At 33.2% G+C, this 17128-nt stretch carries 16 protein-coding genes and 2 pseudogenes; 3 read left to right on the top strand and 15 right to left on the bottom strand.

Annotated features, from left to right (window positions below; genetic code table 11):
* Window positions 1–45: 45 nt before the first annotated feature.
* A pseudogene (locus IGJ18_RS14800) lies at window positions 46–698 on the bottom strand (replication initiation protein); the annotation flags it as partial.
* A 508-nt stretch (window positions 699–1206) separates the two neighbouring features.
* Here IGJ18_RS14800 and IGJ18_RS14795 point away from each other — a divergent pair.
* Window positions 1207–1305, top strand: coding sequence for a type I toxin-antitoxin system Fst family toxin (locus IGJ18_RS14795; protein WP_438843542.1), 99 nt, complete (start codon window positions 1207–1209; stop codon window positions 1303–1305).
* A 788-nt stretch (window positions 1306–2093) separates the two neighbouring features.
* Here the strand turns inward: IGJ18_RS14795 and IGJ18_RS14790 are convergent.
* A complete protein-coding gene (locus IGJ18_RS14790; protein WP_438843541.1) occupies window positions 2094–2465 on the bottom strand; it encodes a GntR family transcriptional regulator in 372 nt (123 codons plus the stop codon).
* Between the two features lie 96 nt (window positions 2466–2561).
* On the opposite strand from IGJ18_RS14790, the gene IGJ18_RS14785 reads away from it, so the two are divergent.
* Window positions 2562–2924 carry a hypothetical protein gene (locus IGJ18_RS14785; protein ID WP_438843540.1) on the top strand — a complete coding sequence of 121 codons (363 nt, stop codon included), beginning with the start codon at window positions 2562–2564 and terminating at the stop codon, window positions 2922–2924.
* 18 nt (window positions 2925–2942) lie between these two features.
* Here the strand turns inward: IGJ18_RS14785 and IGJ18_RS14780 are convergent, their stop codons facing one another.
* Entirely contained in the window at window positions 2943–3131 is a 189-nt protein-coding gene (locus IGJ18_RS14780) for a hypothetical protein (protein WP_081202228.1), read from the bottom strand.
* 662 nt (window positions 3132–3793) lie between these two features.
* Between IGJ18_RS14780 and IGJ18_RS14775 the strand changes: the two genes are divergently transcribed.
* On the top strand, window positions 3794–3931 hold the full coding sequence (locus IGJ18_RS14775) for a FitA-like ribbon-helix-helix domain-containing protein (RefSeq protein ID WP_081202230.1): 138 nt from the start codon (window positions 3794–3796) through the stop codon (window positions 3929–3931).
* A gap of 942 nt (window positions 3932–4873) precedes the next feature.
* Here IGJ18_RS14775 and IGJ18_RS14770 read toward each other — a convergent pair.
* The 12 genes and pseudogenes from IGJ18_RS14770 to IGJ18_RS14715 form a co-directional block, all read right to left on the bottom strand.
* A pseudogene (locus IGJ18_RS14770) lies at window positions 4874–5107 on the bottom strand (DUF536 domain-containing protein); the annotation flags it as partial.
* Between the two features lie 185 nt (window positions 5108–5292).
* Complete coding sequence (locus IGJ18_RS14765) at window positions 5293–5652, bottom strand: hypothetical protein (RefSeq protein WP_081115503.1); 360 nt, start codon at window positions 5650–5652, stop codon at window positions 5293–5295.
* Window positions 5642–5839, bottom strand: coding sequence for a hypothetical protein (locus IGJ18_RS14760; RefSeq protein WP_081115504.1), 198 nt, complete (start codon window positions 5837–5839; stop codon window positions 5642–5644). The genes IGJ18_RS14765 and IGJ18_RS14760 overlap by 11 nt, the downstream gene beginning before the upstream one ends.
* Before the next feature lie 75 nt (window positions 5840–5914).
* Window positions 5915–6724 carry a hypothetical protein gene (locus tag IGJ18_RS14755; RefSeq protein ID WP_081115505.1) on the bottom strand — a complete coding sequence of 270 codons (810 nt, stop codon included), beginning with the start codon at window positions 6722–6724 and terminating at the stop codon, window positions 5915–5917.
* 16 nt (window positions 6725–6740) lie between these two features.
* On the bottom strand, window positions 6741–7205 hold the full coding sequence (locus tag IGJ18_RS14750; RefSeq protein ID WP_161652480.1) for a hypothetical protein: 465 nt from the start codon (window positions 7203–7205) through the stop codon (window positions 6741–6743).
* Between the two features lie 41 nt (window positions 7206–7246).
* Window positions 7247–7624 (bottom strand): hypothetical protein, encoded by a 378-nt coding sequence (locus IGJ18_RS14745; RefSeq protein WP_161440456.1) that lies wholly within the window; start codon window positions 7622–7624, stop codon window positions 7247–7249.
* A gap of 37 nt (window positions 7625–7661) precedes the next feature.
* On the bottom strand, window positions 7662–7766 hold the full coding sequence (locus IGJ18_RS14740) for a DUF3789 domain-containing protein (RefSeq protein WP_128436221.1): 105 nt from the start codon (window positions 7764–7766) through the stop codon (window positions 7662–7664).
* A gap of 208 nt (window positions 7767–7974) precedes the next feature.
* Window positions 7975–9021 (bottom strand): FUSC family protein, encoded by a 1047-nt coding sequence (locus IGJ18_RS14735; RefSeq protein ID WP_438843539.1) that lies wholly within the window; start codon window positions 9019–9021, stop codon window positions 7975–7977.
* Between the two features lie 236 nt (window positions 9022–9257).
* Window positions 9258–10772, bottom strand: a complete 1515-nt coding sequence (locus IGJ18_RS14730; RefSeq protein ID WP_438843538.1) for a peptidoglycan DD-metalloendopeptidase family protein — start codon at window positions 10770–10772, stop codon at window positions 9258–9260.
* The gene (locus IGJ18_RS14725; protein WP_438843537.1) at window positions 10773–11054 is read right to left on the bottom strand and encodes a hypothetical protein; all 282 of its coding nucleotides are present in this window, start codon (window positions 11052–11054) and stop codon (window positions 10773–10775) included. It lies immediately after the preceding gene.
* Window positions 11055–11727: 673 nt separating this feature from the next.
* Window positions 11728–15888 (bottom strand): SpaA isopeptide-forming pilin-related protein, encoded by a 4161-nt coding sequence (locus IGJ18_RS14720; protein ID WP_438843536.1) that lies wholly within the window; start codon window positions 15886–15888, stop codon window positions 11728–11730.
* 149 nt (window positions 15889–16037) lie between these two features.
* The gene (locus tag IGJ18_RS14715) at window positions 16038–16970 is read right to left on the bottom strand and encodes a LysM peptidoglycan-binding domain-containing protein (protein ID WP_438843535.1); all 933 of its coding nucleotides are present in this window, start codon (window positions 16968–16970) and stop codon (window positions 16038–16040) included.
* Window positions 16971–17128 lie beyond the last annotated feature (158 nt).

Here is a 17128-nt window from a genome sequence, read left to right as displayed (position 1 = left end):
TGGATCTTCTCCTGCAATTCCTCATTGTTAGATTTTGCTTCAGTAATAACCGATAACCGGTTTACCTCGACCTTTTCCATATTTTTTACGAATTGTTAATCCTTTAAACAGTGGAGTTAGTTCTTCTTTTATTGGTTTGAGTACAAACTGATTTATATTTGTTTGTCTATAGCTTTTAGGAATATCTAATAGCTCTAAAAAATCTTCCTTGGAAAATTCAGCCCATCCTTGAGTTCGATATTGTTTTAGTAATCTAAACATTGTTTTAGCATAGCTGCTATTTAAATCTCGAAATTCTGTTAAAGAGAAACGTACCCAGCTTTCTAAATTGTTAAGTAAAGGCAAAGCTTTTTCGTGAACTTTTATATCTACATAAGGGTCATCGACTTCTCCATGAATTTCAAAATCAGTAAACATTGTAAACCGTTCTATGGTTAATCCACCATTGCTTTTTTTCCAAAACGTAAATCCATCAAATGATCGTATGTTCTTGTTAAATCTTTTATAAAGACTTCTCCAGCAGTTTGCTTATACGCACTTAAATCTTTAAGTTGGCTGAAATAAAAGCGTATTTTTTGATTACCTTTATCGCGCATTCTAGAGACAATAGAAAAAAACAAGTTCATTTCTATTGGAGTAAATTTTCTTAAAGGAATGGTATTTAATTCTGGTTCATACTTTACGATTTCATTTGCCATTTATTTGTTACTCCAGTCTAACTAATTTTATTGACATAATTTTAAGACATATTATGTCTTAAAACAAATAATTTCATGCCCATAAAACTATGTATCCATTGGGAGAGTAAGGACACAGCCGACGGTAAAGAGGTTTAAAAAGAGGTTTAAAAAAGAGAGATAAAAGAGGGGGGCAAATTTTCCCGCCTAAAACTCTCTTCTTTTTTCACCCAACAGGTTCGCGAATTTTCTTAAACTGGAAACCTGCTCCCTACGGTCGCTTAAAGGTGTGCTCGCTACGCTCCCACATTGTAACTGCGTAGTCGCCTTCGCTCCTTTGCTAAAACCGTTATTCAAAGAAGGCTATGTGAAGCTCTAGGAGCTCATCTAAGCCGTTCTAAGACAATCTGGATAATTCCCTTATCTTGTTTTAAAAGCGCCTTACAGGCGGTCAGGGCAAGCCCTAACAACCCAAAAGCACTTATGCTATACTCATTAACGGCAACTTGCCCCGATTGGGGGTGTTCACATGTTTCGACAAATTCTCACGTTGGTTGTCGCCCCTATTTTAGTTGGGATAGTCATTGAACTATTTGCTTATTGGCTAGATAAGCGAGACGACAACTAGGCGAGTTGTCACTAGTCCACACGCTTGGAGTCGCAACAAGCGCAAAAAAAGCCACTCCTATTGCAGTAGGAGTGGCTTTTGTGTTACACATGCTCGAAATTCTCACGTTTCGCACCTTAAGTGTAACAGCTTTTTTTTAGAAAATCAACGAGCAGACTTTTGACAAACCTCTAAACATGATTTAAAACCCTTTTAATTTCTCTTCTGAGGCGTTCTAAATGATTTTAGGTATATTTAATTAAACAAAAATAAAACGCCTTAAATCGAATTTTACAACGGGTTTACGTTGATTGAAAAATTTGATATGCTTTTTTTGTAAAGTTTTGATTTTTTGACCTTTCTCAACTAAAGCTATGATTTTATTATGGGTTGTCATGATTTCCGAAGTTCTTCGATGAATGAGGCACGAACAAGGTCTCCTTGTGAGAGACGAGCGCCTCAAGCGCTCGCCGGTGACGCATTCTGAGTTAGAAATTCGTGAAACGCACCGGTTTTGTGCGAATGACAATAATAAAATAACAGAAAAGGAGTGGTGGGCAGTCGCCCGCCACTCCAAAAACCCGATAATCTAATAGCGGGTTAGAATTGTTTATAATCTAAAAGTGATGGAGGGTCAGATATTGATAAATCAATGTTTTTGGGTGTGAGCAAAAAAATGAAAAAAATGAAGTTTGCTCACAAGTTTTTGGGGTGGTTGAAATAACTAATCAAGAATTAAAAGCAATGCGCTTGAAAACAGGATTGAGTCAACGTGAAGTGGCAAAAGCTATGTCGATTAGTCATTCTAGTTAGATTAAATTTTCACTGTTCCAAAAATCAATTATTTTTCTTAATCCTGAGTATTTTTTTGATAGTTTTATAATTTCATTTATTTCTTCTTTAGTCATGCTAAATAATACAAGTTGTTTATATTCTTCTTCAGTTAAAAGTCTTTTATCCCAATTTTTACTATCTGAAACAATTGTTTGTCTCCCTTGTGAACGTTCTATAAAGCCAAAAATTGATAGTAATTCTAGAGCTTTTCTTATTGTTGCTCTACTACAGCTATACAAATTACATAACTGGTTTTCGCTAGGTATTTTAGAATATTCTTTATATTCTCTTTTTTTTATTTTAAATTTTAAATCTTCATAAACAGCATAGTATTTATTTTCATTCATAAAATATCTTCTTTCTGTTGTTTAAATTTTTTTATTGCAAAAATACAGCGCTTTCTCTATAATTATATTTAACAAAAAGTAAAGGAGTGATTTTTTATGAGAAACATCGTTTTAAAAGCTTTTGTAGGATTATTTTTACTAATTGGTATAGGTTCTATTTATTCTAAAACAGTAGATGCAGGCTCTTATTATTATGATAAGTCCAGTGGAAATTATGTTATTAATGTTACAAATTCTGAAACCGGAAAAAACTTAAATTCTTTTGGTGGGAAAACTCCAGGCTCTGTAACCAATAAAATGAGGAATGCAGCGATTAAAAGATATGGTTCAATTCAAAATAATAGACGATATTATTTTTCTTATAAAAATATAGTAACTCCTTATAGTGGAAAAAAAGGTGGAGTAAGTTTCCAATGGACTGGTAGAGTAATCAATATGAATTGTACTGGTAGAAGATAGAGCAAAACGACGGTAGGATTATTTGTCCTGACCGTCGTTTTGTTTTTCTGAAATAAACATAGGTTCATTAGGACTATTGTAGTAATTAGGATTTAATTCAATTTCTCCTTTGGAATTGTTTTTTCCAATTACGGATAATAGCATAGGGCTAAAACCTAATATTCCTAGAGAAATGGACCCCAACACCAACATAGTTTTTTTTAACATAGGCTATACCTCCCTTTTTTAAACGCTACCACTTGTATACACATTTTAAATACTATTTTTCAGTTTGTCAAATGTTTAAATTGAACGGAATAAATCAAAATTAAATTTTCAAAAGTTGTTCTAAAAAAATTTTCTTTTTTGGAAGTAGTTTGATAATACAACCCCAAACGGAGACAAAATCAACAAAGATTGGAGAAGAAATATCTACTCTAAAAGAGAATGATACAGAACTGCATTCTAAACTGGAAAAACTGAATGAGCGAAAACAAGAGCTACAAAATTAGTTTTCTTGAATGAAAAACAGACCCTCTAAGTAACCGGTTATATGTCATATTTTGAAAAAAATTGGTCTTTTTAGAAGAAAAACGGAGGAAAATGCGCCCTGTTTAAAGCCGGTTATGATGGTTTTTGGTTGAAAATGACCTGTGTATTACCCGACTGGGTGCTAAAATCAAACAGGTTTATAGACGGGTTCACAATGTTTTGTGATATCACTCTGAAACCAAACCGCACTGCGTTTTCTATCATTTATGATAGCAGGTTTCCCTTATGCTCTTTAAAATCCCCTTGACTTTGTTTCACAAAGTCGGGGATTTTAAACTACTCCGAACAAGTTCGGAACACTTTATTTTGAAAACTTTGATAAAGGATTTGATATTTTGATGGATATAATTGTTAGAAAAATACCTAAAAAAACAATTGCAGAACTTGACGAATTAGCAGCACAAAATAATCAATCAAGAGAAGAATACATTCGTCGGTTATTATCTCACCACGTGATGTATGTGGAGGTGGAATAAGTGGCTAATAAATTTTCATTGAGAAAAAATGAACGAAAAAAATACCAACAAATGGTCGTGCTTATTCTTGGTGTTTTTCTTTTTTTTTGGAAGTTACTATAACTTTTTTCTTGCGGTGCTTGGTATGTTTTCTTCGCCGACCGTTTAGGTTTCTGACCATTTTCTCTCAACGTGGTAAAACCCCCACTTATGAGAGAAAATGGTCAGAAACCTGGGAGGCGGAGAATGCCTTTAATACCAAGCCCCTCCGCCCATTTGTCATGGGGGGGGGACATGGGTAACACGTGGATAGGTACATGGGTAGTACGTGGGTAAAATTTCCCAAAAAAAATAAACGAAATTTCAAACGATTTTTTTGAATTTTTTTAAATCACATTTGTTTTTTTATGATTTTTTCAACAAAATCGATTAGAATTTATTTTGTTTTTCCACCAAAAATTGAGTGAGATTTCAACCTATTTTAAGTAATAAGTCACCATATAGCTTGATGGTTTACAACTGTAATCATTAGTTGTTTACAGTTGTAAATTTTTTTCTTTCTTGCAAAAAATTGTTTGATTTACCATTAGATAGTCCTGCTTGTAATCTGATATTTAGATAAATATTGTCTGAATGTGTCTTTTCTTTTGTCTTATTTTCTGCAAAATAAAACTTAAAGCTAAATAAAAAATGCAAAAAAATGAGTTGTATGTTGTTTGAACAGGAGCACGAAAACTCTCTCATTTTTCACCAGTGCGCACTTACCCCCACCAAATAGCATTTGGTGGTTTTTGTGCTACACTGATAGTTTCTATCAGTGTCGTCAAGCGTGTTAAAAATTCGCTTTGCTCATGTGCCATTTATTTCTAAATGAAAGTCAGTAGAACTTCTAATTAAAAGACAAAGAAATACGTTTGACTAAAAAATAAACCAATCTCTAAGAACTTTTAGAGACTGGTTTTGTTAAGCTTTCCAAATTTGCCACCACTTTCTCTTGCTAGTTGGTGGTGTATCGTTTAGAGGTTCTTTGTCTTCAGAAAAAACAGTTGATTCGTTTTCTGGAGATTCTTCAGTATAAGTTAATTGTAATTGTTCCTGTAACTTCTCGATTTGTTGGTTAGCTTGCAGGGTGAGTTGTTGTTGTTGGTCGAGTAATTTTTGCATTTGTTTTAATTGCTCGTCTTTTACTTGTAGTTGATATTTTCCTTGATACAAGACTTTTTTATCTTGTACCAAGAGATAAGTCACCGAATTTTCTGGACGTAATTCTTCTGAAAGTTGTTCAAATTCCACATACGAATAGCGTTCTTTTCTAATTCGTACGGCATTAGATTCTTCAATCTTAACTTCAATCAACATTCTCACCAACTTTCATTTTCAAACTATTTAATGGACATAATCCAATCCACTAATTGTGCCGCAAATGAAATACCTAGAATAGAAACTCCAGCACGAATAATAATCATCTTTGCTTTTTGACTAACTTCCATAATTGGCATCATGTTAGCTAAAAATCCACCTGCAATAATTGCTGTTCCAATTGCAGCAGTGATATTTCGTACTAATTTTGTGATTGAATCACCAGCATGGTTTACTGAACTTTGTATATCAGCAAATGCTTCCATCGGAAGTACTAGTTGAAAGAGAAAAATAACCGCAAATACACTTAAACTAAATTTTACCCATGAAGAAATTCTATATTTTTTCCTTTGCCCTAAAAGATTCATTTGATTATTTTCCATTGTATTGTCCTTTCTGAATTTGATTGTTATTTGCTTGTTTTTTCAAGCTTTTTAAAATCAGTTCTTGATTTTCGGAAATAATTTTCTGGTGGAACTGATCTAATGCCGTATCATAGTCTTGGCCGTTGGCTTCTAAAACTGCCATTGCGACCTCTTTTGTTTTTCGTTGTTCTACAGATAATGCCATATTCATTTCTCCTTTATTTTTTTATAAAAAAAATAGAAGATACAAAATCTTCTATCTGAAAAACACTTGATTCAATTATTTTTGTAATTCGGGTACTCGTTTTCCTGACAATCGTTGTTCTTTTAGAAAATCACGTACTTTATGGTATTCTATACTCGGAATTTTCTTTATCCACGCATTTTTGTAGCCATACCCATTCCAGATAAAACCTTCTTTTCGTAAAATTTCACGATATTGATAAGCACCAGGAACAGCAATATAATACGTTTGAACGAAAATTGGCTCTAAGAAGGAAACGACTTTCAACTCAAAATCTTGGTGAAAACTTTCCAAAATTTGTCGTTCTCTCATGGCTTGTGCTTCGTTCTCAAATTTTCTTACCCACATATGTTGACTAGCTAAGTAAGAAAAATCACGTCTTTTTAATAAGGCACGTGCATGATAAGCACCCAAAACAACCACCGTATCTTTTTCTTTTGACTCTGTAAACTCCTTTGCAAAAGAATTGCCATAATACTGACAGAGTTTCTTATAATCAGAAGAGTCCTGACTATCCATTAAAAGATCTTCTTGATTGAGATATCCTTTATTTAACGCTGTACAGACTAAAGGATAGAAACGAGCATAGAACGTTTCTTTATGCGCTGTTTCGCCGAGATCCATAGCTTCTATATGATGAGCCACTTCATGCAAAGCAGTTAAAAAGTTTGCGCCAGGTGCCCGACTCAAATTATATATTTCGATTTTTCGATCATTTTGAATGTATTGTCCATGTTTTGATTTTAGCTCTTTAGGAACGATCCTAATTGTAAAGTCCTGATAGATTTTCTTATCTGGATAGGTCTCTTGAATGACTTGTTTCAATACATGTTCTAATAACAACATGATCACCTCTTTTCATTTAACTCTTCTTACCTATTAATTTTTCACTTTGAAGACAGAAATTCTCACACACTGTCATGTATTGTAAAAATTCCTTTGAATCCAATGTCGTCTGAAGGCGAAATAGGATATTTCGTATGAAATACTGATTCAATTTAGAACAAATTATATCCATTTCTTTGATTCGTTCTTCTTTTGTCTGATTTTGAGATTCGCCTGAAGGATCTAACTCTGGAACAAAAAATGCCAACAAATGCGCAATTAGCTCAAAATAATTTGTTTCCTTATCTACCATTAAATCATTATATTTGTTGCCGATTATTCGTTGATTTTCCAAATTCCTAATAAAATCTGGCAATTGTTGTACTTCATTAACTATTTCTCGCAATTCTTTTATTAACGGTTTTAATTCATCTGATACATGATTTCCTGTATTTTCGATTGATAAATCAGGAAAAGATAGATTTTCCTCTTGTCTCTCCAAATCAAACATCCTCCTAAAATCCTAAATTAAATAATACCTACTTATTCTTTTGTAGTTTGTTTCATCAGATTTTCCGTAAATGCCTGACGATCAATTCCAAAATTTAAAGCCCCACTTCGAGATTGGATCACTCTCAAAATAGGTACTTCTTGAATGACATTTCTTCGATCATCTAAAATACACAAATTCTTAATATATCGAGCATTTGGTAACTGTTTTTGATAAGTTGGTTGACTCTTAATAGCATTGTCAGGTAAGCAATAACAATATTCAGTTTCAATTATGCCATTCTTTTTCTTTCTCAATTTTCTTGAAACACGAGATTTGATAATGTCTCTACTATAGGCATAAAAATTGTAATCTTTCTCTTCTAATAATAAATCCTTCACAGGATATAAATTTGATTTTTGGTTTTCCAAGATAAAAATTCCTCCTAAAAATTAGATAAATCTGTTTTTATTCTCTTTTAAATTGTTGATCTTCTTGTTTTCCTGGAACTAATAGTGCCATGATTCCTATTCCAAACATAGTACCCACAAACAGACCTGCATAAAATATCATATGAACTCCTTCCTTCTTTCCTTTATAGCAAAATAAAAACAGCCTTATTTCCTAGAATAAGACTGTTTTTGGATCAAGCAAGCGCGATTGAAAAATAAATTATATAAAAAGATAATAATATAAATTTATTTTCTATACTTATTTTTATTAGAATAATTATTATACTTACTATATGATATGAGCAAGCTCTTTTATCAATTAGCCTCTTTCACAATTTTTTTTGATTTAACAACATTTTTACAAACCAAATTCCCAAAATAGCTAAGCTTACACCTAACAAGTTATAAATAAACCGCATTGCTAATGTTTGAGGAATTCCATACATCTGACTAGCTATCGTCAACGCACCAATACAATTAAAAACCGTTTTATAACGGTAACTTGAACAAAATCCTAAACAAATACCACCCAATAAACTTAGTATCTCAATTGGTAAATACATACTTAATAGAATAAAAGAAAATATACCAATAATTGTGCCTAACAAACGATCGGTTGCACGTGTTTTCAAATCAATTATTGAAAATCCATAGCTCGCAAATAAAGAGGAAAAGGCAAACCCAACCCACATGAATCGTTCAAAAGATATATACTGACTAACAGACAATAATAAGCTAATGAAAAATACATAGGAAAATAACCAAATTTTCAATGAAACACTCTTTTCTTTTAAAGCATTGAACATTGTCTTTTTTTTGTGCTTATTGCGATGATTGTGATAAATTATCCACCAAAATATAAGGAAAAAGAGACCAAAGAAAAGAAGACGATCATTCAATAATTTTTTCGTTATTTGTTCTGTTATTGTCGAATAAACAACAAATATATAAGAAAATCCATATAATGACGGATTTCCCATTTTGGGATCACTTAGAGTAGCAATTAGTATTCCTCCTAGTAAAAGGAAGTGCAACAATACTTGCAAAGTAAAATGTGGTAATAAATGGACAAATGGTGCAACAAAAAACGCACCAAAGACAACACTCAAGCCTAAAATTGATTGAGCGTATTTATACCCAAAGTCAACGAATCTTAGACTAAGCATCATACAGAAAAAGACAATAGCATATGACTTATTGGATTCACCAAAAAACTTCGTAGATAAAACAATCACACAGATAGCAAAACCAACAATTAAAAATGAACGTAAAACTAGGGATAAAAGATATTTTCTACGATCATACTTGGATTTTGTACTTTTTATTTTTTGCTTAAGTATTAAAGGATCTAATTGTAGTAATTGATAAAAAGTCATTCTCTCTACCTCCTTACTAATACTGCTAATTACTTAACTAAATCTAGCAGTTATAAATACTTGAAGTAAGAGTTTTTTGGAAAATAGAGAATACTTATATAATTAATTTTTCACTTACGTAAATCTCTCATATCGACCAAACTAAACTACTATACGTCATACTTCTTTTGCTAATTTTTAATTGTTCAACATAACTTTTTATAATTTTTGTACTCAACTTATTCAGAAAATCAATATTAGAATAAGATTGTTTCTGGATCAATCAATTGTGATTGGTTTAAACTGTGATCTAAGCATAATTCAAAATGTAAGTGACTACCTGTACTGTTTCCTGTCGAGCCAACATAACCAATAATTTGTCCTTGTTTTACTTTGTCACCAACTTTGACTTGATATTCTTGCTGGTGCGCATATAAAGCCGTTGTACCGTCTTCATGCTTAATAGCTACATAATTCCCCCATGAAGGGTGAAACTCTGCTTTAACGACTGTTCCTGCTTTGCTAGCATAGATTGGTTCGCCTTGTGCAGCGGCTAAATCAATTCCTCGATGAAATTCTCCTCCACGATTACCAAATGGACTAGAAATCGTGTAATTCTTTAATGGAACGGCATATCCTTTTTTATTTAATTTTGGACCCGCTACTTCTTTATCATACTTAGTTAAATCATAGGTTTCGATTAAACCATTCAATTTTTTATCGTAGCTAGTATCTGTCGCATAACGTCCTGTCAAAAATTTCGTTGCTTCTTGATAAGTTTTCGCATTCGTTTTCCAAACACCATCGTAAAAATATCTATTTCCTGTTAAGCCCTCTTTCAATAGTTGAGCATAGTCATTTAAGCTATCCTCGTAGTTTTTATACTGTCTAAAAGTTGCCTGAGTAGTATAAAGTGTCCCATTACCTAAATCTTCTTGTGTCGCAAAAGAGACACCTTTTCCGTTATGTGTACCCTTGATACCAAATAAATTGTAATTCGGCGCTTGGGCTAATTGACTTTGACCACTCGCCGATTCTAAAATCGCTTGAGCAACCATGACTGAAGCATACAAATCATTTTCTTGTCCAATTTTACGAGCAGATTCGCCAATTTTACGAATAAAACTTTCGACAGACTCGTCTTTTTCAAAATGAATGTTTCCTTTATTATCCTGTTTGCTAGAAGGTACTAATTCTTGAATGGGCGCAGTTGGTGCTTGACGGTAAGCTTTTGACTCTTCTTGCACAGTTTGAGCTTGTACCTTTGTTTCTGCTTTTGGTTGCACATTTTGTCCAGTTGTTGAAGGCTGTGTCGCAACCGATTGTGAATGAGTGATTTCCGCAGGCTTCGTTGATTGTGTTGCTCCATGATTGCCCGATTCACTCGGTTTTGTAGTTGGCTGTTCCACAGGAATCGTTTCTGAAGGCTCAGTAGTATCTTGCGTATTATTTTCTGGTTGACTAGAGTCAATCGTACCAGAAGTAGTTGTTTCTGGTTTTGACTCTGTTGTTTGTGAGCTATCTGCCGTAGAGTTAGTCGTCTGATCGTTTGATTCACTTGGTTTTTGTTCAGGTTGTTCAATGGAAGAATCTGTTGTGGTTTCTTCCTTAGTTGTATCTGTACTATCAGTTGTAGAACGATCTGTATTCACTGTCGTTGATTGTTCTGTCGCTACAGTTGATTGTTCTTCGTCTGCTAAAACAGATGGAGTATAGCCAACAACTTGACCTAATAATAATAAAGCAGATAATAGTTTACTCGTTCTCTTCATCTACAAATTTTCTTCCTTTCCTTTATTCAATATAGTTTCTGCAGGAATCTTTTGTCGAATTTGAACCCACCAATAATCTGATAATCTAGGAACATATCCTTCTTTTTCTGCAATGAACAAACAATTCAAAACGACGGATATACTTAAAGAAAATTCATGATAGTTATCCTTCATTTTGAAAAATAGTTCTTCTGAACATTCTTCACACAGCGTATGATCTTCTACTTGCCAAACGCCTTCTTTTAAGTCAGAAGAAACCTGATTATCACAATTGTTATTCACTTATCGTTATCCTCCTTCATTCTAACCAAAATCTCTCAACAATAAAGTGACTTCACATTTTTTTCAAAAAATTTTTATAAAACTCGCTACTTCCTTTATAAAACCAAATAAGCGATTAGAAATTTTCTAACCGCTTATTTGGTATTCAATTTTTTATTAATTATTTGTGCGACTTACAACGAACAAAATAATACAATATTAGCATAGAAAAAATAAAATTACACTTTAACCATTTTTGTAAAATCTGCATAGCCTTTTTCTGTCCGAGAACGTATCATTGACAGCTTCTTCATAGTAATATGATAATATTCTTCACTTAAGAAGAAAGAAAAGAAATAAAATAAGGGATAGTTTCTTTGCTTAATAATCTCGTCTCCAATAATTAGTTGAATATTAGTTAAATCTCTTCCTTCTTGAAAAACAACTTCTTTATTCTTAATTAACCCACAAGGAAGACACATGCCATACATTCTACATATTACTGGTCTTACTTCGTATATTGAACATTTATATTTTTCTAAAAAGATACATTTTTTTGCTTTCCTTCAAAATACATAGGGGCAGCATATTTTTTTGTAGCATTTTATAATTGTTCAGAAATTTAGAAAACATTTTTCTCACTCTCCTTGAATAAAAATAGAGATAGTCATTTCAACTATCTCTATTTCATTAATTATTTGTGTGATTTACGACGAACAAAAACTACAACACTAGCACAAACAAAAAGAACCAAGCCGATCATACTTATTAGTACGTTGCTTGATTCATTCGTTTTTGGTAAGAATTTAGGCGTTTTGAATGTGACAGTTTGATCTTTATTTTTCAAATCATCTTCTTTACCAACTTCTTTTGTTTTCTCTTTGTCGTAATAAATATAGTGAGTAGCTACCCCTTTTTGACCGTCTTTCATCGTATTTTTTGCGATTGGAATATCCACATAAATTGTTTCATTCTCAGCTTTTGCGGTATACATAGACTCAACAGTTGTAATCACCTTTTTCGTTGCTGGATCAACGTATGGCGTTACGATATAGAACGTATGACAAACTTTTGCGCCTTTGATTTCTACTTTATCACGCAATGTATTATCAACAGTAGGGTCATCTTCTTTTTTGCCGTCTACGGTTGCTAAAAGTGTGGTGATTTTCATTGGTTTACGTTTATTGACCGCTTTAAGTGAAATCTCTTGCCCATTGGTTTCTGGCGTTACTTCAAAGCTCAAATCGTCTGCATTTGGATAGTACCAGTTTGATGGTTTCGTTTCTTTGAATTTGTATTTTCCAGTTGGTAATTTCTTCACAGCGATTTTTCCATCTTTATCTGTCTTATACGTGTCGATCACTGTTTCTTTTTTACCATCTACACGAATTAATTGGAACTCAACCCCTTCAAGCGGTTTGTTACCTAAGTTATCCGTTTTGATTAGCTCAACGTTTGTATATGCTAATTTGTTTTCAATCTCTTTTCGAGCCATTTTCGTCAAGATTTCTTTATTTTCAGCGTATCCGTCCGCAAATACATGAATATTATGTTCTTTCTCATTGCTTGATGGAACATATTGGAACGTATATTTTGTTTCATCTAATACATGATCTTTCCCAGCATTCACTTCTTGTAAGTAGTAATTACTTGGAATATTAGGTAAGGTCAATCCTTCAAATGAAAGTTTTCCGTCTTCTACTTTTGCATAAGCAAGAGCATTACCTTCTGGTAAGATATCATAACCAATTTGTAGTCCTTCTTCGCCAACATATAAACCGAACACTTGACCATTTTTCGCATTTTCAAGCTCAATGGTTGGTTTTCCATCTTCCCAACCAGTTATGACTTCTTGTTTCTTATAGCCGTATACATTGATTTTTTGTAATGAGTTTTCAATTTCTACATCAGTCGAAGATAATTCAACCAATTGACCTGCATATTTAATTTCAAAAGGTATTGGTTCTTCCGCCATCACAAAACCACTTGGTGCTTCAATTTCAATTGCTTCATATTTCCCAATATACAAATTAGGATCAGAAAGAGTATCTCCTAAATCATTTGTCACTAATTCAAGATCTTTTCCGTCTTTTTGAACATACTCACCTTTTGCTAAACGAACGGTACCGTCTGGCGTTGTAATGTCTTCTGCCGCACGAACTTTGAATTTGACACCTGCTAAATCCACTTGATCGTATTGAATATCGACATATTTACCATATTCGCCTTCTTTTTCGACAGTAGAGATCCCTTTTTCTCCAGTTTTATGAATTTTCACTTGCCCTTTTTGTGGCATGTTCTTGAACTTAATCGTAATCACACCACCTGCATCAGCTTCAGTTACAGAAAAAACAACTGGTTCAGTCGCAATCAAGTAACCTTCTGGCGCACGTAATTCACGGATTTGATAACGATTTTTACCAAATGGTAAACTATCACTTGTGACCAATTCCCCTTTGTCATTGGTTTTAAACTCGTCACTGACTTCCAATGAATTAGGAACACGCATTGAAACATAGTCCCCTTTTCCATCATTTGCCCATCGATCCCAAATTTTGAACGTGGTATCTTTCAATGGAATTGTTTTTCCTGTTTCACCATCTACTTTTACTAGGTGTAAACGAGCTTCAATGATTTTATCTTCCAATACCCAGAATAATTTTTGATCTTCTTCCGAAATCGTAAATTCGATTGGATCAATCGTTAGATACCCTTCAGGTGTTTTAGTTTCAGTCATTACATACGAATCATAAGGCAATGTTTTACCTGTACTTGCTTTACCATCTTTATCGGTCGTAATTACTTTGACTGGTTTCCCTGTTGTTTTAGAAGTAATTGTAAATTCTGCCCCTTCTAATTTAGGTTTCACATTATCAGACTTACCAGTCACTTTGTCCATTACTTTTTTTACAAGTGGTTTATCACCGATTTTAACGATTTCTATGCCACCTTTAATCACTTGATCTTTTACAGTCATTGATTGAACTGCAACTTCTTTATCTTGACCAGCATAAGCAATATTCACTGGATATTTTGTTGGATCAATGTTATAGCCTTCTGGCGCTTTAATTTCCTGCACGTAATAATCGTGCATAATTTGCACATTTTCAAAAGAACCAGTGACTTTATCTCCTGATTTTTTCAATGTCACTTCTTTTACTTTTTGACCATTCGTCTCAAACAAGCCATACGCAGCGCCTTCTAATCGGGCTGAACCTTGCGATTGATTTCCTGTCTCTTTATCTTCTTTAATAAGATCTAAACGACCCACTTGTTTTTTATTTTTGAAAGTTGCCGTAACTGTTTGATTTGCTTCGATTGTGACTGTTTGTGGTGTTTTGTTCAACACATAACCGTTAGCAGCTTGAATTTCCTGAATCGTTACTTTTGTCCCATGAGGAACGTCTTTCAGATCAGCTTCCCCATTTGCATTTGTAATAACTTCTACCTGTTTTCCACCATAAGAAAGTTTGAATTTCGCACCAGAAATAGATTTTCCTGTATCTGCGTCTACTTTTTTAATTTTGACGTTTCCGTTTTTTAGTACTTTTATATTTATATCTGAATATGCTGGATCTCCTATGCCAGCAAAAATTACATCTTGAAGCCAAGACGCTTGATATAAAATTTTAGCCCTTTTAAATGAAGGATCAATTTCATACTTAAATCTAACAAATCCATTAATATTACTACTTGAAGTAGGAGTAACTTTTAAAGTATTTCCAGATTGAGAAATAGTAACATTAGCATTATTATTTAGAACTTTATAATAAGGTAAGGAATTGTTCGAATCCGTTAGTGTCAAAGTCTCTCCTAATTTAATAGTATATGTTTTTCCATCAAATGAAGGCTTTGTATAAAAAGCATTGACTTTTTTCATTACCTCTTTTTTGAATGATTCATAACCCGCTTGGCTTATTCGACCTTGACCACTTAAATCTTTAATATCAGAGGTTGTTACTCCAGTTGTCACTTCTTGAACTAATTTTTCTGTATAAAAAGCATTCACAACTGATTTTTGTTTTTCCCACCCCCAATAAACGACTAAAGAAGCTTTTACATATTTGTCATCAGATACCTCAGAAGTAGTAAAACCAGCATTCGCTCCCCAGTTTAAAGGCGCTCCTGGTTCCACACACCAAAGCATATTGCCATTACCATCTTTTTTAGCATAATAGCCAGTTTCTACATTTCCATTCGATTGTGACCAATGAAAAGCAGAATCACCATAATTAGAGTCAACATAAACAACTCCTGTTCCTCTAGGCATAACAAAAAAAGCACTTCCCAATACTGCTCTCGCTTGTGCTTGGTTTTGTGCTTTAATTAATTCTACTTTTTGTAGTACCTCAAACAAATTAGAACGATACGAAGTCCCTGTCGTACTACGAATTGAACCGTCTTCTAATAATTCATAACCATTATCTGCAAATATTTTTTTCACTTCTTGATTTAATTGATCTTCAGTCTTCGCAGGAACAGGCGTTAATGATTGTCTATTCGCTTGATCTGATTGTTCTGTTAAAGAATCAGAAGTTGTTTCTTCTTTACTTGTACCTGTATCATCAGTTATAGAACTTTCAGTTACCATAGGAATGGATTGTTCTGTTTTTCCTTCTATACCTTTGCTTGCAATTTTGTCTTCCTTCTGTTTATCTTCTTGAACAGAAGAATTGGTTATATCTTTGTTTTCTTTTTGAGAATTGCTCTTTTCTACTTGACTACTTTCCGCTTGATTAGATATTTCTGTTTCAGCTAATGCACTTAATGGTTGACTAATAACACCAGATAAGCTCAATAAGAGCATAAAAACAGTTACTTTTTTCCGTATCTTATTAAATTGATTAAACTTCATCTATACTTTCCTCCCTATAATTTTTTATCAATTTAACAATACAATTAGTAATTCATTGAAATCACCTCTTAAAATAAACATAAAAAAAGAAGAAATAACTTATCGTCATTCCTTCTTTACTAACAAAAAAATTACTATTTTAAATTATCTTAGTAGAAATCAATCGAGAATTTTTCAGAACCATCACTATAATCAATAGTAATCAATTTATATCCTTTAATACTTAAATCATTCGCAGCTTTTTCATCAGCAAATTTATTTGCTTCTTCTGGAGTGTCAAACACTTTTCCACTATTTCCAATGTATCCACTCACAATCGTTGGAGCTTGTGGCTTACTTGGAGTAGTTGTTCCAGTATTTCCGCCTGTTGATCCTGAACTACCTGTGTTTCCTCCGCTTGGTTTATTGCTAGGTTGTAAAGGTGTTGTCGTACTTCCACTATTTCCTGGAGTTGAAGGGGGTGTTTGTCCTCCACCAGTATTTCCACCTATCGAACCATTTTGATTACCATTATTATTTGGTTGACTTGGTTGTGTTGGTGTTTGAGTTGTGCCACCGTTATTTTCTGGCGTGCTTGGCGTTGTTGTTCCTGTATTTCCAGTTGTTTGACCGCCAGTTTGTGTATTACCTGTTACTGTGTTATTAGTTGAAGGTGTTGTTGTGCTTTGAGTTGCTGAATTTGTTGTATTATTGCTTGTTGTACCTTGTACTGGTTGTCCAACTGGTTGGTTTGCAACTACTTTATCTTCATTTTGGATTACTGATTGTGCAACTGTTTCTCCTTTGTTATTCTGAACAGTTGCTACATTGCCATCAAAAACTAGTTTATTGCCTGCGTAGATTAAGTCTACATTCGCAATTTTGTTCATATCTGCTAATTTTTGTATAGAAATGTTTGTTGCTTGACTGATTCCACTTAGCGTATCTCCCCAAACGATTGTATATTCGTTACCTTTCATATCTGCTTTGATTTGTTCCACAGTACGTGGTGTCCATTCTTCTGCATTTACTTTCTCGTGAGCAGTTGCTAACGCAACTCCACCAATAGTTGCTCCAAATGCAAGTACTCGTAATAATTTCATGTTTCGTTCCTTCTTTCATTTTATATTATATTTATATAATATAATTACAACCATTTTAGATTAGATTTTTTAATTTTTTTCATTTATAATATCTTTAGTATAATTTTTATTAATTAATAGAATAAGGAGAGAACTATGGATACTAAAGACATTAATGA

This window comes from Enterococcus sp. AZ078 (assembly GCF_051714985.1).
GTDB classification, from domain to species: domain Bacteria; phylum Bacillota; class Bacilli; order Lactobacillales; family Enterococcaceae; genus Enterococcus_B; species Enterococcus_B hirae.
Note: the sequence above shows the minus strand (reverse complement) of the source record. Positions and strands in the feature narration are given on the sequence as shown.